The 15,527-nt window shown below is 59.5% G+C and carries 14 protein-coding genes; 10 read left to right on the top strand and 4 right to left on the bottom strand.

Translation table 11 applies throughout. From position 1 onward, the window contains the following. Positions 1-338 precede the first annotated feature (338 nt). The gene (locus ACP7EE_RS03120; protein ID WP_426206020.1) at positions 339-1,832 is read right to left on the bottom strand and encodes a CoA-acylating methylmalonate-semialdehyde dehydrogenase; all 1,494 of its coding nucleotides are present in this window, start codon (positions 1,830-1,832) and stop codon (positions 339-341) included. A 75-nt stretch (positions 1,833-1,907) separates the two neighbouring features. Continuing rightward, on the bottom strand, positions 1,908-3,257 hold the full coding sequence (locus ACP7EE_RS03115) for an aspartate aminotransferase family protein (protein ID WP_426233404.1): 1,350 nt from the start codon (positions 3,255-3,257) through the stop codon (positions 1,908-1,910). Between the two features lie 139 nt (positions 3,258-3,396). Between ACP7EE_RS03115 and ACP7EE_RS03110 the strand changes: the two genes are divergently transcribed. The 6 genes from ACP7EE_RS03110 (at position 3,397) to ACP7EE_RS03085 (ending at position 9,806) form a co-directional block, all read left to right on the top strand. Next, the gene (locus ACP7EE_RS03110) at positions 3,397-4,317 is read left to right on the top strand and encodes a LysR family transcriptional regulator (protein WP_426233402.1); all 921 of its coding nucleotides are present in this window, start codon (positions 3,397-3,399) and stop codon (positions 4,315-4,317) included. Positions 4,318-4,424: 107 nt separating this feature from the next. Beyond that, on the top strand, positions 4,425-5,075 hold the full coding sequence (locus ACP7EE_RS03105) for a TetR/AcrR family transcriptional regulator (RefSeq protein WP_426233400.1): 651 nt from the start codon (positions 4,425-4,427) through the stop codon (positions 5,073-5,075). Positions 5,076-5,083: 8 nt separating this feature from the next. Further along, entirely contained in the window at positions 5,084-5,665 is a 582-nt protein-coding gene (locus ACP7EE_RS03100) for an IMPACT family protein (protein WP_426233398.1), read from the top strand. Positions 5,666-6,202: 537 nt separating this feature from the next. Further along, entirely contained in the window at positions 6,203-7,762 is a 1,560-nt protein-coding gene (locus ACP7EE_RS03095) for an ABC transporter ATP-binding protein (RefSeq protein ID WP_426233396.1), read from the top strand. Between the two features lie 11 nt (positions 7,763-7,773). Next, entirely contained in the window at positions 7,774-8,880 is a 1,107-nt protein-coding gene (locus ACP7EE_RS03090) for an ABC transporter permease (protein WP_426233394.1), read from the top strand. After that, positions 8,880-9,806 (top strand): ABC transporter permease, encoded by a 927-nt coding sequence (locus tag ACP7EE_RS03085; RefSeq protein ID WP_426233392.1) that lies wholly within the window; start codon positions 8,880-8,882, stop codon positions 9,804-9,806. Before ACP7EE_RS03090 ends, ACP7EE_RS03085 begins: the two co-directional genes overlap by 1 nt. 72 nt (positions 9,807-9,878) lie before the next feature. Here ACP7EE_RS03085 and ACP7EE_RS03080 read toward each other — a convergent pair whose 3' ends face one another. Beyond that, positions 9,879-10,310 (bottom strand): hypothetical protein, encoded by a 432-nt coding sequence (locus ACP7EE_RS03080; protein WP_426233390.1) that lies wholly within the window; start codon positions 10,308-10,310, stop codon positions 9,879-9,881. 83 nt (positions 10,311-10,393) lie between these two features. On the opposite strand from ACP7EE_RS03080, the gene ACP7EE_RS03075 reads away from it, so the two are divergent. The 3 genes from ACP7EE_RS03075 (at position 10,394) to ACP7EE_RS03065 (ending at position 12,951) form a co-directional block, all read left to right on the top strand. Beyond that, complete coding sequence (locus ACP7EE_RS03075) at positions 10,394-10,744, top strand: MerR family transcriptional regulator (RefSeq protein WP_426206119.1); 351 nt, start codon at positions 10,394-10,396, stop codon at positions 10,742-10,744. A gap of 25 nt (positions 10,745-10,769) precedes the next feature. Beyond that, positions 10,770-11,453 (top strand): SDR family oxidoreductase, encoded by a 684-nt coding sequence (locus ACP7EE_RS03070; protein ID WP_426233388.1) that lies wholly within the window; start codon positions 10,770-10,772, stop codon positions 11,451-11,453. 139 nt (positions 11,454-11,592) lie between these two features. Continuing rightward, positions 11,593-12,951 carry an 8-oxoguanine deaminase gene (locus ACP7EE_RS03065; protein ID WP_426233386.1) on the top strand — a complete coding sequence of 453 codons (1,359 nt, stop codon included), beginning with the start codon at positions 11,593-11,595 and terminating at the stop codon, positions 12,949-12,951. A gap of 103 nt (positions 12,952-13,054) precedes the next feature. Here the strand turns inward: ACP7EE_RS03065 and ACP7EE_RS03060 are convergent, their stop codons facing one another. Then, positions 13,055-14,146 carry a calcium:proton antiporter gene (locus ACP7EE_RS03060; protein ID WP_426233384.1) on the bottom strand — a complete coding sequence of 364 codons (1,092 nt, stop codon included), beginning with the start codon at positions 14,144-14,146 and terminating at the stop codon, positions 13,055-13,057. 276 nt (positions 14,147-14,422) lie between these two features. On the opposite strand from ACP7EE_RS03060, the gene ACP7EE_RS03055 reads away from it, so the two are divergent. Further along, a complete protein-coding gene (locus ACP7EE_RS03055) occupies positions 14,423-15,496 on the top strand; it encodes a BMP family ABC transporter substrate-binding protein (protein ID WP_426233382.1) in 1,074 nt (357 codons plus the stop codon). The last annotated feature ends 31 nt before the right edge of the window (positions 15,497-15,527 follow it).

Genomic DNA, 15,527 nt, shown 5'->3' with positions numbered 1-15,527 from the left:
ATTTTCAGAAGTTTTCGAAGAATTCTTCAACAACTTCAACCACTTGCGCTTCCGATCTCTCGTCAGCGGGAGGCGAATTCTACAGCGTTACACGCTGCTGTCAACACCTCTTTTTCAGCTACTTCCAGACTTCGATGAACTGAAGCCCTGCACTGCCGAAACCTACGCAACTCATTGAATCTCAAGGAGTTTTCCGTTTCGACTGCGCCGGAAGTGGGGCGAATTATAGACTTCCAGAATCTGCCGTCAACCGCTATTTTCATATTTCTGTCACAAAGGTCAAAAACCCCCGAAAACACGAAGGCCGACCATAAGGTCGGCCTTCTGCCCTCCTCTACTTATAGAGAAGGAAATGCGAACTGCGAAGCCTCATGGCTCGCGCGCTGCGGCCAGCGCTGGGTGATCGCCTTGCGACGGGTGTAGAAGCGCACGCCATCCGGGCCATAAGCGTGCAGATCGCCGAACAGCGAGCGCTTCCAGCCACCAAAGCTGTGATAAGCCACTGGCACTGGCAACGGTACGTTAACGCCGACCATGCCGACTTCGATCTCGTCACAGAACAACCGCGCCGCCTCACCATCACGGGTAAAGATGCAGGTGCCATTACCGTATTCGTGATCGTTGATCAGTTGCATCGCCTCTTCCAGGCTATTCACCCGAACGATGCACAGCACTGGCCCGAAGATCTCTTCTTTATAGATGCGCATCTCAGGGGTGACGTTGTCGAAAAGGCAGCCACCGAGGAAGAAGCCTTCTTCATGCCCCGGCACACTCAAGCCACGACCGTCGACCACCAGGGTCGCGCCCGCCGTCACGCCGTCTTCGACATAACCGCTGACCTTGTCCCGCGCCTGGCCGGTAACCAGCGGCCCCATGTCCAGACCACAGGAAGTGCCCGCACCGATTTTCAGCGCCTTGATCTGCGGCACCAGCTTCGCCACCAGCGCGTCAGCCACCTGATCGCCAACACACACAGCCACCGAGATCGCCATGCAACGCTCACCGCAGGAACCGTAAGCCGCGCCCATCAAAGCGCTGACCGCATTATCCAGATCCGCATCCGGCATCAGCACCGCATGGTTCTTCGCGCCGCCCAGTGCCTGCACGCGTTTGCCGCGCTTGGTGCCTTCGGCGTAGATGTACTCGGCAATCGGCGTCGAGCCAACGAAGCTCAGCGCTTTGACTTCCGGCGCTTCGATCAGCGCGTCCACTGCAGTCTTGTCGCCGTGCACCACGCTCATCACGCCTTTGGGCAGACCAGCCTCGATCAGCAGCTGTGCGATCAGCAGCGTCGAACTTGGATCTCGCTCGGACGGCTTGAGGATGAAGCAGTTACCGCAGACGATTGCCAGTGGATACATCCACAACGGCACCATCGCCGGGAAATTGAACGGGGTGATACCGGCAACCACGCCCAACGGCTGGAAGTCCGACCAGGCATCGATGTTCGGGCCGACGTTGCGGCTGTACTCGCCCTTGAGGATTTCCGGGGCGGCGCAAGCGAACTCGACGTTCTCGATGCCGCGCTTCAGCTCACCTGCAGCATCTTCCAGCGTCTTGCCGTGTTCTTCGCTGATCAATTGCGCGATGCGCGCTTCGTTCTGCTCCAGCAATTGCTTGAAACGGAACATCACCTGGGCACGTTTGGCCGGCGGTGTGTTGCGCCACGCCGGGAACGCAGCCTTGGCGGCATCGATGGCGCTTTGGATGGTTTCGCGACTGGCCAGCGGCAACTTGTGGATCGCTTGACCGGTAGACGGGTTGAACACATCAACCGAGCGACCGTTCTCGGTCACCAGTTCGCCATTGATCAAATGCGGGATAACGCTCATCGAAAACTCCTGAATTCTTGTCCACGGGCACCCGTCAGGGAGTGCCCGTTTTTGTAGGTATATATAGAAGGAAAATCAGTCGATCTTGTTCAGCACTTCGCCGACCGCGTCGAACAGACGATCCAGGTCTTGCGGCTTGCTGTTGAAAGTTGGGCCGAACTGCAGGGTGTCACCGCCGAAACGCACGTAGAACCCGGCCTTCCACAGCGCCATACCGGCTTCGAATGGACGCACGATCGCGTCGCCATCACGGCCGGCAATCTGGATCGCACCGGCCAGGCCGTAGTTACGAATGTCGATAACGTTCTTCGATCCTTTCAGACCGTGCAGCGCATTTTCGAAATGCGGCGCGACTTCGGCCACGCTCTGCACCAGGTTTTCTTTTTGCAGCAGGTCGAGTGCAGCCAGGCCAGCGGCGCACGCCACCGGGTGCGCGGAATAGGTGTAGCCGTGGGGAAATTCCACTGCGTATTCAGGCGTCGGCTGATTCATGAACGTCTGATAGATCTCGGAGCTGGCAATCACCGCGCCCATCGGAATCGCGCCGTTGGTGACTTGCTTGGCGATGCACATCAGGTCCGGTGTCACGCCAAAACTGTCGGCGCCGAACATCGAGCCGGTACGGCCAAAACCGGTGATCACTTCGTCGAACACCAGCAGGATGTTGTGCTGATCACAGATCTCGCGCAGACGCTTGAGGTAACCCTGTGGCGGAACCAGCACGCCCGCTGAACCGGCCATCGGTTCGACGAAGACTGCTGCGATATTCGATGCATCGTGCAGCTCAATCAGTTTCAGCAGTTCATCAGCCAAAGCGATACCGCCCTGCTCCGGCATGCCACGGGAGAACGCATTGCTCGCCAGCAAGGTGTGCGGCAGGTGATCGACATCCATCATCGACTGACCGAACAGCTTGCGGTTGCCGTTGACGCCGCCGAGGCTGGTGCCGGCGATGTTCACGCCGTGATAACCACGGGCACGACCGATCATTTTGGTTTTGGTCGCCTGGCCTTTCAGACGCCAGTAGGCGCGGACCATTTTCACCGCGGTGTCGGCGCACTCGGAGCCGGAGTCGGTGAAGAACACGTGATTCAGATTGCCCGGCGTCAGGTCGGTGATTTTCTCAGCCAACTGGAATGACAGCGGATGGCCGTACTGGAAGCCCGGCGAGTAATCCAGCGTGCCCAGTTGCTTAGAGACCGCTTCCTGAATTTCCTTGCGCGTGTGCCCGGCGCCGCAAGTCCACAGACCGGACAGCGAGTCATACACCCGGCGGCCCTTGTCGTCGATCAACCAACTGCCCTCGGCACCCACAATCAGTCGCGGATCGCGCTGGAAGTTGCGGTTCGCGGTGTACGGCATCCAGTGCGCGTCCAGTTTCAATTGGCTGGCCAGTGAAGACGGAGCGTTCTCGGGCATGTTCATTTACAAAACCTCGAAGGGCAGAAAGCGGCAGGGAGATAAAAGTCGTTGTTGCAGCTAAGTTGCCACGCCGATAAAGTCGGTGAAATCCAACTCTTCTAACCTTCAGTTCGATCTTCACTAAACTTTGAGCCGATAAATCATGAGCACCCGCCGCCCCGATCCACTGGCCCAGGTCAGCGACTTTGATATCCGCTTGCTGCGGATCTTTCGCAGCGTGGTGGAAAGCGGCGGCTTCTCGGCGGCGGAAACCGTGCTCGGCATCGGCCGTTCGGCGATCAGCCAGCAAATGAGCGATCTGGAACAGCGTCTCGGTCTGCGCCTGTGCCAACGCGGGCGCGCCGGTTTTTCCCTGACCGAGGAAGGTCGCGAGGTTTATCAATCGGCGCTGCAACTATTGAGTGCGCTGGAAAGTTTTCGCACCGAGGTCAACGGTCTGCACCAGCATTTGCGCGGCGAGTTGATCATCGGCCTCACCGATAACCTGGTCACCCTGCCGCACATGCGCATCACCCACGCCCTCGCCCAGTTGAAGGAGCGCGGGCCGGATGTGCAGATCCAGATCCGCATGATCGCGCCGAATGAAGTCGAGCAAGGCGTGCTCGACGGTCGCCTGCATGTCGGCGTAGTGCCGCAGGCCAGTGCGCTTTCGGGCCTGGAATATCAGCCGTTGTATAGCGAGCGCTCACTGCTGTATTGCGCGGTCGGCCATCCGCTGTTTTATGTCGATGACAAACAACTGGATGACGAGCGCCTGAACAGTCAGGACGCGATTGCCCCGACTTTCCGGTTGCCGGCGGATATTCAGGCGCACTATCAAGCACTCAATTGCACGGCCAGTGCGTCCGACCGCGAGGGTATGGCGTTTCTGATCCTGACCGGGCGCTATATCGGCTATCTGCCGGATCACTACGCCAGCCTATGGGTGCAGCAGGGACGCTTGCGTGCACTCAAGGCAACTACGCGGTTTTATGATCTGAGCCTCGCATCGGTCACACGCAAGGGCCGACGCCCACATCTGGTGCTGGAAAGTTTTCTAGAGAGTCTGGCCGCGACTCGCTGAACAAGATCGAACAGGCGTAACGATTTATCGTATCGGGACTTGTCGTAAAACGGTGGGTGCGCTATCAACGCATCTGGTTGCACCCACAGACAAACCCGGAAGTGCCTATGACCTTTGAAGTCCCAGCCCACGGCGGCAAACCCGCCAGCCGCATTCGTCAGAAGAACGAAGAGACAATCATCAAAGCCGCCGAAGACGAGTTCGCTCGTCACGGGTACAAAGGCACCAGCATGAACACCATCGCCGTGAAGGCCGGGTTGCCCAAGGCGAACCTGCATTACTACTTCACCAACAAACTCGGTTTATACGTGGCGGTGCTGAGCAACATCATCGAGTTGTGGGACAGCACCTTCAACACCCTCACCGCCGAGGACGATCCAGCTGAAGCGCTGAGCCGCTACATCCGCGCCAAGATGGAATTCTCCCGGCGTCAGCCGCAAGCCTCGCGCATTTTCGCGATGGAAGTGATCAGCGGCGGCGAATGCCTGAGCGAATATTTCAATCAAGACTACCGCGCCTGGTTTCAGGGCCGCGCCGGTGTTTTTCAAGCGTGGATCGATGCAGGCAAAATGGACCCGGTCGACCCGGTGCACCTGATCTTTCTGCTGTGGGGCAGCACTCAGCATTACGCTGACTTCGCCACGCAGATCTGCCGCGTCAGCGGTCGCAGCAAGTTGACCAAGCAGGACATGCAAGACGCTGGCGACAACCTGATCCGCATCATCCTCAAAGGCTGCGGCCTCACTCCTTCTATATAAGACGCGTTATGCCATTCACCCTCAGCGACTTTTGCGAATACCGCGAAGAGATTCGCAAAAGCCGCTTCATCACTTTCGCCGCGCCGATCGGCAGCCCTGCCGATGCGCAGGCGTTTTTCGATCAGCACAGCGATCTGAACGCCACGCACAATTGCTGGGCGTGGAAACTCGGTGCGCAATACCGCAGCAGCGACGACGGCGAACCCGGTGGCACAGCGGGCCGGCCGATTCTTGCAGCCATCGAAGCGCAGGAGTGCGATCAGGTCGCGGTGCTGGTGATTCGCTGGTACGGCGGCATTCAACTGGGCACTGGCGGACTGGCCCGCGCTTACGGCGGCGGCGCCAACAAGTGCCTGCAAGCGGCGGCAAAGGTCGAGTTGATCAGTCGGGTGCCGTTGAGTTGCGCGTGTGGGTTCGCCGAGCTGCCGTTGGTCAAGTTGCGGGTCGCGGATTTGGGTGGGTTGGTGGTGGAGGAAAAATTCACGGCCAACGGCGTCGAATTGCAGTTGGCGGTCGGTGAAGCGCAGATCGAATTGCTACAGAGCCAATTGGCCGATTTGAGCCGTGGACGGATTTTGCTGCAGCGATAAACCACCTGCGACGTTTTGGGGCAACCCTGTGTATTTTTACGCCAATGAGTTGCCCACATCTGTTGTGCACCCGGCTGTGGATAACCTGAGCACATACCGCTGTAACCCTTCTGTCATGCGGCTTTGAGCGATTTGCTCATTTTTTGTGCAATCGCCCCACTCACGTGTATTTTTTGCGTAAAAACAATAAGTTAACCTGCTTTAGCACCATTAGAAGAAAGCACCATAGCGCTTATACCCGGTGGTTCATGTTGCGCACAAATACTGTGGAGCAACCTGTGGATAACCCGTTCATGACTGGCGCAGTCGCAGGTTGTGTATAGCTCCGGCGCAATTGCTCGTTTTTTGATCAGTTGCACGCGGGCAAAACTGGAGCCTGATCAACGGCTTCGCCCTCAAGTGGTGCTCGGTGTCGTGCGCAATTAACCGCGAGAGCTCTGCATCAAGTGCAGGCGATCAGTGTCTGCAAGCGTTCCTGACTCAATGGCCAGGAAATTGCTTTATCCACAGGCATAACTCCAAGCAGCCGAGCCTGTCATGCCGATCCCCTTTACAAATCCCGACCCGACCCCGCGTCTTCAACTGCGCCATATCAGCAAACGCTACCCCGGTTGCCTGGCCAACGACGCCATCGACCTGAGCATCGCACCCGGTGAAATCCACGCCCTGCTCGGCGAAAACGGCGCGGGCAAAAGCACACTGATGAAGATCATCTACGGCGTAACTCAAGCCGATGCCGGCGAAATGCTTTGGCAGGGTCAACGGGTGAATATGCGCAATCCGGCCCAGGCGCGGCAGTTGGGAATCGGTATGGTGTTCCAGCATTTCTCGCTGTTCGAAACCTTGAGCGTGGCGCAAAACATCGCACTGGCGATGGGCGCGGCCGCCGGTACACCGAAACAGCTTGACCCAAAGATTCGCGAAGTCTCGCAACGCTACGGCATGGCGCTGGAGCCGGAACGACTTGTCCACAGCCTGTCGATCGGCGAGCGGCAACGGGTAGAAATCATTCGCTGCCTGATGCAGGACATTCGTCTGCTGATCCTCGACGAACCGACCTCGGTGCTGACGCCACAAGAGGCCGACGAATTGTTCATCACCCTGCGCCGACTCGCGGCCGAGGGTTGCAGCATCCTGTTTATCAGCCACAAGCTCGGCGAGGTTCGCGCTTTGTGTCACAGCGCCACGGTGCTGCGCGGCGGGCGGGTCGCAGGGCATTGCGTGCCATCTGATTGCTCGGATCGTGAGCTGGCGCAAATGATGGTTGGTGAAGCGGCGGCGATGATTGGTGACTTTCCGAAGGTCGACGGTGGCGCGCCGTTTTTGCAGGTCCGCGGATTGAGCTGGCACAACCCGGACCCGTTCGGCTGCTCGCTCAGCGAAATCGACTTGCAGGTGCGCAGCGGCGAAATCGTCGGCATCGCGGGTGTTGCCGGCAATGGTCAGGACGAACTGCTCGCCCTGCTCAGCGGCGAGCAAACCCTGCAACGCGAGGCTGCGTCGACCATCAGTTTCCATGGCCAGGCAGTGGGCAATTTACGCCCGGATGCGCGGCGCAAACTCGGTCTGGCGTTCGTCCCCGCCGAGCGCCTCGGCCACGGCGCAGTGCCTGAGTTGAGCCTGGCAGACAACGCCCTGCTCACGGCTTTTCAACACGGCCTGGTCAGCCACGGCCTGATCCAGCGCGGCAAAGTCGAAGCGCTCGCCGAACAGATCATCCAGCGCTTCGGCGTGAAAACTCCGGACACACAAACCGCTGCGCGCAGTCTGTCCGGTGGCAACTTGCAGAAATTCATCCTTGGCCGGGAAATCCTCCAGCAACCGAAATTGCTGATCGCCGCGCATCCCACCTGGGGCGTGGATGTTGGAGCGGCGGCGACCATTCACCGCGCACTGATCGCCCTGCGCGATGCTGGCGCGGCGATTTTGGTGATCTCCGAAGACCTCGACGAACTGTTCCAGATCAGCGACCGCCTCGGCGCGCTGTGCGGCGGGCGTTTGTCGGCATTGCAAGCCACGACAGATACGCAACTCAGCGATGTTGGCGGCTGGATGGCCGGTCAGTTCGCCAGTCCTCAATCCCACGCGGCGATTTAACGGAGTTTTCCATGCTGCTTTCCCTCGAACCCCGTGGCCGCCAATCGCGCCTGATGCTCTGGTGCTCGCCCCTGCTCGCGGCGCTGCTGACCCTCGGTTGCGGCTCGCTGCTGTTTATCGCCCTCGGTCACGATCCACTGCAAACCTTGAACACCTTGTTGATCGCTCCAGTCAGCGATCTGTATGGGGTGTCAGAATTGTTGGTCAAGGCGTTGCCGATTCTGCTTTGTGCGCTGGGGCTGGCCGTGGCCTATCAGGCGCGCATCTGGAACATCGGCGCCGAAGGCCAGTTACTCCTTGGCGCTTTGGCCGGAAGTGCGCTGGCGGTGAACATCATCGACATGCAAAGCCGTTGGGCACTGGTGTTGATCCTGCTCACCGGCACCTTCGCCGGTGCCGCGTGGGCCGGGCTGACCGCATGGCTTCGCACGCGCTTCAACGCCAATGAAATCCTCACCAGCATCATGCTCAATTACATCGCGCTGAACCTGTTGCTGTTCTGCGTGCATGGGCCATTGAAGGATCCGGCCGGGTTCAACTTTCCCGAGTCGGCGATGTTCGGCGACGCCAGTCGCTTGCCGCTGCTGATGGAGGATGGCCGGGTGCACGCCGGGGTGTATTTCGCCCTGCTCGCGCTGGTCGCGGTGTGGGTGTTGTTGCAGAAAAGCTTTGTCGGTTTCCAGATCAAAGTACTCGGGCTGGATAAACGCGCAGCGGGGTTTGTCGGCTTTCGCGAGAAGCGTCTGATCTGGCTGGCGCTGTTGATCAGCGGTGGTTTGGCGGGATTGGCCGGGGTCTGCGAAGTCACCGGGCCGATAGGTCAGTTGGTGCCGCAGGTTTCGCCGGGCTATGGCTACGCGGCGATCACCGTGGCGTTTCTCGGCAGGCTTAATCCGATCGGCATTCTGTTTTCCAGTCTGTTGATGGCGCTGTTGTACATCGGCGGCGAGAGCGCGCAGATGACCCTCAATCTGCCGCAAGCGATCACCCAGTTGTTTCAGGGAATGATGCTGTTTTTCCTGCTCGCGTGTGACGTGCTGATTGTCTATCGCCCGCGCCTGAACCTGCGTTGGGCTCGCCGCCCTGCTACCCCTGCCGTAACCGCCGGAGCGCTGTGATGGATATCGACCTGTTGAGTAATATTTTCTACGCCATGGTGCGTTGCGGCACGCCGCTGTTACTGGTGGCGCTGGGTGAATTGATCTGCGAAAAGAGCGGCGTGCTCAACCTCGGTCAGGAAGGAATGATGCTGTTTGGCGCGGTGATCGGTTTTATCGTCGCGTTCAGCAGCGGCAATCTGTGGCTCGGCGTGTTGTTGGCGATGTTGGCCGGGATGCTCTTGTCGTCGCTGTTTGCCTTGGTCGCGCTGGTTTTCAATGCCAATCAAGTCGCCACCGGGCTGGCGCTGACAATTTTTGGCGTCGGGCTGTCGACTTTTGTCGGCGCGGCGTGGGTCGGTAAACCGCTGGCAGGGTTCGAGCCGATTGCGATTCCTTTGTTGAGCGAAATCCCGCTGATCGGGCGGATGCTGTTTGCTCAGGATCTGCTGGTGTATCTGTCGTTCGCGCTGTTTGCATTGGTGGCGTGGGTAGTGGTGAAAAGCCGTGTCGGGCTGATCATTCAAGCGGTCGGCGAAAATCCGGATGCGGCGAGTGCCATGGGTTTGCCGGTGCTGCTGGTGCGCACCTTGGCGGTGTTGTTTGGCGGGGCGATGGCCGGGTTAGCCGGGGCGTATCTGTCGCTGGCCTACACGCCGATGTGGGCCGAGAACATGACTGCCGGGCGTGGCTGGATTGCCTTGGCGCTGGTGGTGTTTGCCAGTTGGCGCGTGGGGCGCTTGTTGCTCGGCGCTTATCTGTTTGGCCTCGCCAGCATCCTGCACCTGGTGGCGCAGGGGTTGGGGCTGGCGATTCCGTCGAGTCTGCTGGCGATGCTGCCATATGTCGCGACTATTCTGGTGCTGGTGCTGTTGTCGCGCGATGCGTTGCGTACGCGGTTGTATGCGCCGGTGTCGTTGGGGCAGCCGTGGCAGTCTGGGCATTAATTAGTGGATTTGATGGCCTCATCGCTGGCAAGCCAGCTCCCACAGGGTCCGAGTCGTACACAAAACTTGTGATCACCGCTGGACCTGTGGGAGCTGGCTTGCCAGCGATGGGGCCCGGACAGGCAACACTTGGGCAATGCCCCACGCCAGCTCAAAGATTAGAAAAACCGCCAGCAATGAACTAGCGCCATGGGCCAGGGCATACGCTTGCCATGCTGCGAACAGAAACCGCGCCACCGCGTCATACCGCCCAAAAACCTGCTGCGGATCACGAATCCGCAGCACCGCCCACACACAAACCACCGACCCCAACAAATTGGCCATCAACATGTGCAGCGGCTCGAACGCTGGCAATTCACCCGGTAAGTCCAGCGCCTGACTGAAAGCAGTCAATACCCCATGCAACGCAGCAAAACTCCAAGGCGTGACAAACGCCGCTGTCACGATCAAGTCATACCAGGCACTGCCGCGCACCAGATTGCGATATTGCGTTGAAGTCCACATCGTCCATGCTCCAGAAATTCAAGGAGCACCCACGCTAAAGCCTGGAGTATGCTCCAAGGTCAAACACTTTCGAGATGTCCAGCATGCGCATCGGTGAGTTAGCTCAGGCCAGCGCGGTCAGCCGCGACACTTTGCGCTTCTATGAACAGCGCGGACTGATCGCGGCGCAGCGCTCGGCCAACGGTTATCGCGACTACCCGCCGGAGATGGTGCAACTGGTGCTCTACATCAAGACTGCACAGCGCCTGGGCTTTACCCTCGGCGAGATCGGCAGCAGCGTCGGCGAGCTGTGGCAGTCACCGAACCCGGACAGCGCCGTCACGCAACTGCTGCAAGACAAGCTCAAACTGATCGAAGCCCGCATGACAGAACTCGGCGAGCTGCGTCATGAGTTGCAACAACGGCTCGGGCAACGCTGTCCATTGAATCCATGATCGTTCACTTTCAAGGAATCCCCTCATGTCTCCAAAGCATGCATTGATCATCGGCGCCTCGCGGGGCCTTGGCCTGGGTCTGGTGAAAACCTTGCTCGCCGACGGCTGGCAAGTCACCGCCACGGTGCGCAACCCTGCGCACGCCGGGGCGCTGCGAGCGCTGGGCGAAGTGCGCATCGAGAAACTCGACATGGACGATCAGCAAGCGGTGATCGCTCTGGCGCAACAGCTCAAAGGTGTCACGTTTGATCTGCTGTTCGTCAACGCCGGAGTCAAAGGCCCGGACGTACAGACGCCGGGCGGTGCAACACTGGCAGAAGTCGGCCAGTTGTTTTTCACCAACGCGGTGGCGCCGATCAATCTGGCGCAGCGCTTCGCCGGGCAGATTCGTGAAGGCAGCGGCGTGCTGGCCTTCATGAGTTCGGTACTTGGCAGCGTGACCATGCCCGACGCGCCGGAACTGGCGCTGTACAAGGCGAGCAAGGCTGCACTGAATTCGATGACCAACAGTTTCGTCACGCAATTGGGCGAGCAAAAGCTCACCGTACTGTCGCTGCATCCGGGTTGGGTGAAGACTGATATGGGCGGTGAAGGTGCAGACATCGACGTCGAGACCAGCACGCGCGGTCTGGTCGATCAGGTGAATGCATTTGTCGGTAAGGGCGGGCATCACTTCGTCAATTACAAAGGCGAAAGCATTCCCTGGTAACACCGGTCGGGTTGGGCTTGCCCGCGATGGCGATTTGTTTGAAACTGCGCGCCTCGTCCTTCGCGGCGACCCTGGATCAGCAGACAGGGCAACACTGAGCTGGCAACCCTGAACCCAACTTTCAGAGGAGCCGGCCACAATGCCTGCGACCCGTACCTGGTTAAAAAATCCCCTCGCCATTTTCACGGCCAACGCGCTTGATGCCCGTGGCGGTCTGGTTGTGCAAGACGGTGTGATCGTCGAAGTGCTCGGCCTCGGTCAACAACCGTCCGCGCCGTGCAATACAGTGTTCGATGCCCGCGAGCATGTGATCCTGCCCGGCCTGATCAACACCCATCACCACTTCTATCAAACCCTGACCCGCGCCTGGGCGCCGGTGGTCAATCAGCCGTTGTTCCCGTGGCTGAAAACCCTGTACCCGGTTTGGGCACGCCTGACCCCGGAAAAACTCGCCCTCGCCACCAAAGTGGCTCTGGCCGAATTGCTGCTGTCCGGCTGCACCACCGCGGCCGATCACCATTACCTGTTCCCGGACGGTCTGGAAAACGCCATCGACGTGCAAGTCGAAACCGTGCGTGAACTGGGCATGCGCGCCATGCTCACCCGTGGCTCGATGAGCCTCGGCGAGAAGGACGGCGGCCTGCCACCGCAGCAAACCGTGCAGGAAGGTTCGGTGATTCTCGATGACAGCCAGCGGCTGATTCACGAGTACCACGAGCGCGGTGACGGCGCGCAAATCCAGATCGCTCTGGCACCGTGCTCGCCGTTCTCGGTGACTCCGGAAATCATGTCGGCCAGCGCCGAACTGGCGAACAAGCTCGACGTGCGTCTGCACACGCACTTGGCGGAAACCCTCGACGAAGAAGACTTCTGCCTGCAGCGCTTCGGCCTGCGCACCGTGGATTATCTGGACAGCGTTGGCTGGCTCGGCCCGCGCACCTGGCTGGCCCACGGCATCCACTTCAACCCCGACGAAATCGCCCGCCTCGGCGCGGCCGGCACCGGCATCTGCCATTGCCCGAGTTCGAACATGCGCCTCGCTTCCGGCATCTGCCCGAGCATTGATCTGACCGACGCCGGTGCGTTGTTCGGGTTGGGTGTGGACGGCTCGGCGTCGAACGATGCGTCGAACATGATCCTCGAAGCGCGCCAGGCGCTGTACATCCAGCGTCTGCGTTACGGTGCCGAAAAAATCACGCCGGAACGTGTGCTTGGTTGGGCGACCAAGGGTTCGGCGAGCCTGCTGGGGCGTACCGATATCGGTGAATTGGCGGTGGGCAAGCAGGCGGATCTGGCGTTGTTCAAGCTGGATGAGTTGCGCTTCTCTGGTAGCCATGATCCGATTTCGGCACTGCTGCTGTGCGGCGCCGATCGTGCGGATCGAGTGATGATTGGCGGCAAGTGGCGCGTGGTTGATGGGCAGGTTGAAGGGCTGGATCTGAAAGGGTTGATTGCTGATCACAGCCAGGCTGCTCGACAGTTGATCGCAGGCGACTGATCTGACGCCATCGCGGGCAAGCCCGCTCCCACAGTGTCCGCGTCGATTACAAAATTTGTGGTTAACACAGACCCCTGTGGGAGCGGGCTTGCCCGCGATGCTTTTACAAACCTAAAAGCGACAGCATGATAAACGTCGCAAACAACACAAAGTGCGTCATGCCTTCGATGGCATTGGTCTCGCCATCATTCAGGTTGATCGCACTGACGATCAACGTCAGGAAGATCATCACCGTCTGCACCGGGGTCATTGCCATTTGAAACGGCTGGCCGGTGTACAACGCCATCGCTTCCATCACCGGCACCGTCAGGATCACCGTCGACAATGACGCGCCCATGGCGATGTTGACCACCGACTGCATACGATTGGCCAAGGCTGCGCGCAATGCCGTGAGAATCTCCGGTGCTGCCGAGATCGCCGCCACCAGAATCGCCGTGATCACCGGCGGCGCACCCGTTCCCTCCAGACCCAGATCGAGAGTCTTGGACATCACCTCGGCCAATGCGCCAATCACCACAATGCCAAACACCAGAATGCCGATCGACAGGCCGATGCCCGGTGTTTTTTGCTCAACGCCCTGCGGCTCTTTTTTGCGGCGTTTGTCCGGATAGCTGTAGCTGAAAAAGTAACTGTGCGGCCCGACCTGCATGCGCAGAAACAACGCGTAAAGCACCACCATTGCACCAATGGTGAACGCGGAATAAATCTTCCAGTTGGCCTCGGGAATGAACTCCGGCACTACCATCGACACGCCCATGGCGGTGAGGATCATCACGCTGTAGCTGCGCGCCGAGTCATCGTTGTACGACTGTTCGCCGTGCTTGATCCCGCCCATCAGCGCGGCCAGGCCGAGGATGCCGTTGATGTCGAGCATCACCGCTGAATAGATCGTGTCGCGCACCAGTGTCGGCGAGGCTTCGTTGCTCATCATAATCGCCAGGATTACCACTTCCACCAGCACGGCGGCGAGGGTCAGGATCATCGTGCCGTAGGGATCGCCGACTTTTTCCGCGAGCAGTTCGGCGTGGTGGGCGACGCGCATCGAGGCGGCGACGATGAAGGCGATCAACACCAAACCACCGGTCAACGCGACGATCTGGCCGCTGTGCAGCAGCCAGTGTTCCAGTGGGTAGGCAACGGCGGCGGCGAGCAGGGCCAGCAGCAGAAAGCTTTCTTGCTTGAGAATCGAGAACATGGCGGGCCTTTTTTGCCGAGAAGACGAATGAGCTACTGACTGCGGCGCGGCGCTAACGTTTCGTTACACATTAGCGCACCAGTCGATGGCTTGAGTTCCTTCAGTTGCACTGGATTGGTTCTGACATTGAAAAGCTCGCAGCCTTCGGCAGCTCCTACATTTGATCGGCGTCCCCCTGTAGGAGCTGCCGAAGGCTGCGAGCTTTGGCTTTGTTGTCCTGTTGGTCAGCAATTTGCATTGCCCCTGATCACACACAAAAAAAGGGAGTTCGAAGTCATGCAAATACGCCCGCTGCACAAACTGCTGTGCGCCGCCATTGGCCTGGGGATAAGTCTGAGCGCCGCTGCCGCCGACCCGCTGAAAGTCGGCTTCGTCTACATCGGCCCCATTGGTGACCACGGCTGGACGTATCAGCATGAACAGGGGCGCAAGGCGCTGGCGGAGAAATTCGGCGCGCAGATCACCACCAACTATGTGGAGAACGTCGCCGAAGGCGCGGATGCCGAGCGGGTGATCCGCAACATGGCCAAGGACAAGTACGACCTGATCTTCACCACGTCCTTCGGCTACATGAACCCGACCCTGAAAGTCGCCAAACAATTTCCCAAAGTCACCTTCGAGCACGCCACCGGTTACAAGCAGGACAAGAACCTCGGCACCTACCTCGCACGCACATACGAGGGCCGTTACGTCGGCGGTTTCCTCGCGGCGAAGATGACCAAGACCAGGAAGATCGGCTACGTCGCCTCGTTCCCGATCCCGGAAGTGATCCGCGACATCAACGCCATTCAACTGGCCCTGAACAAATACAACCCCGGCACCGAGATCAAAGTGGTGTGGGTCAACTCGTGGTTCGATCCGGGCAAGGAAGCCGACGCCGCCAACGCGCTGATCGATCAAGGCGTGGACGTGGTGTTCCAGCACACCGACAGCCCGGCGCCGATTCAGGCGGCCGAACGACGTGGCGTATACGCGGTGGGTTACGCCTCGGACATGGCGCACTTCGGGCCGAAAGCGGTGCTGACTTCGATCGTCAACGACTGGGCGCCGCACTACATTCAGGCCACGCAAAGCGTGATCGACCACAGCTGGAAATCCCAGGATTACTGGGGCGGGCTGAAGGAAGGTACGGTTGAACTGCCGATCAGCGATCTGGTGCCGGCGCCGGTCAAAGCCGAGGCCGAGCAGATGATTGCCGATATCAAGAGCGGTGCGTTGCAACCGTTCACCGGGCCGATCAAGGATCAGGCCGGGGTCGAGAAAATCCCCGCGGGCGTGAGTGCGACCAATGCGGAGCTAGCGTCGATGAACTATTACGTGGAAGGGATGAAGGCTGAGATGCCGAAGTAAATCTCCCCAACACACCTCGACCCTGTGGGAG

Origin of the sequence: Pseudomonas sp. TWP3-2, assembly GCF_049897765.1 — a bacterium.
Taxonomy (GTDB): Bacteria; Pseudomonadota; Gammaproteobacteria; order Pseudomonadales; family Pseudomonadaceae; genus Aquipseudomonas.
The sequence above is the reverse complement of the archived record's forward strand: the minus strand, read 5'-3'. Positions and strand labels throughout refer to the sequence as shown.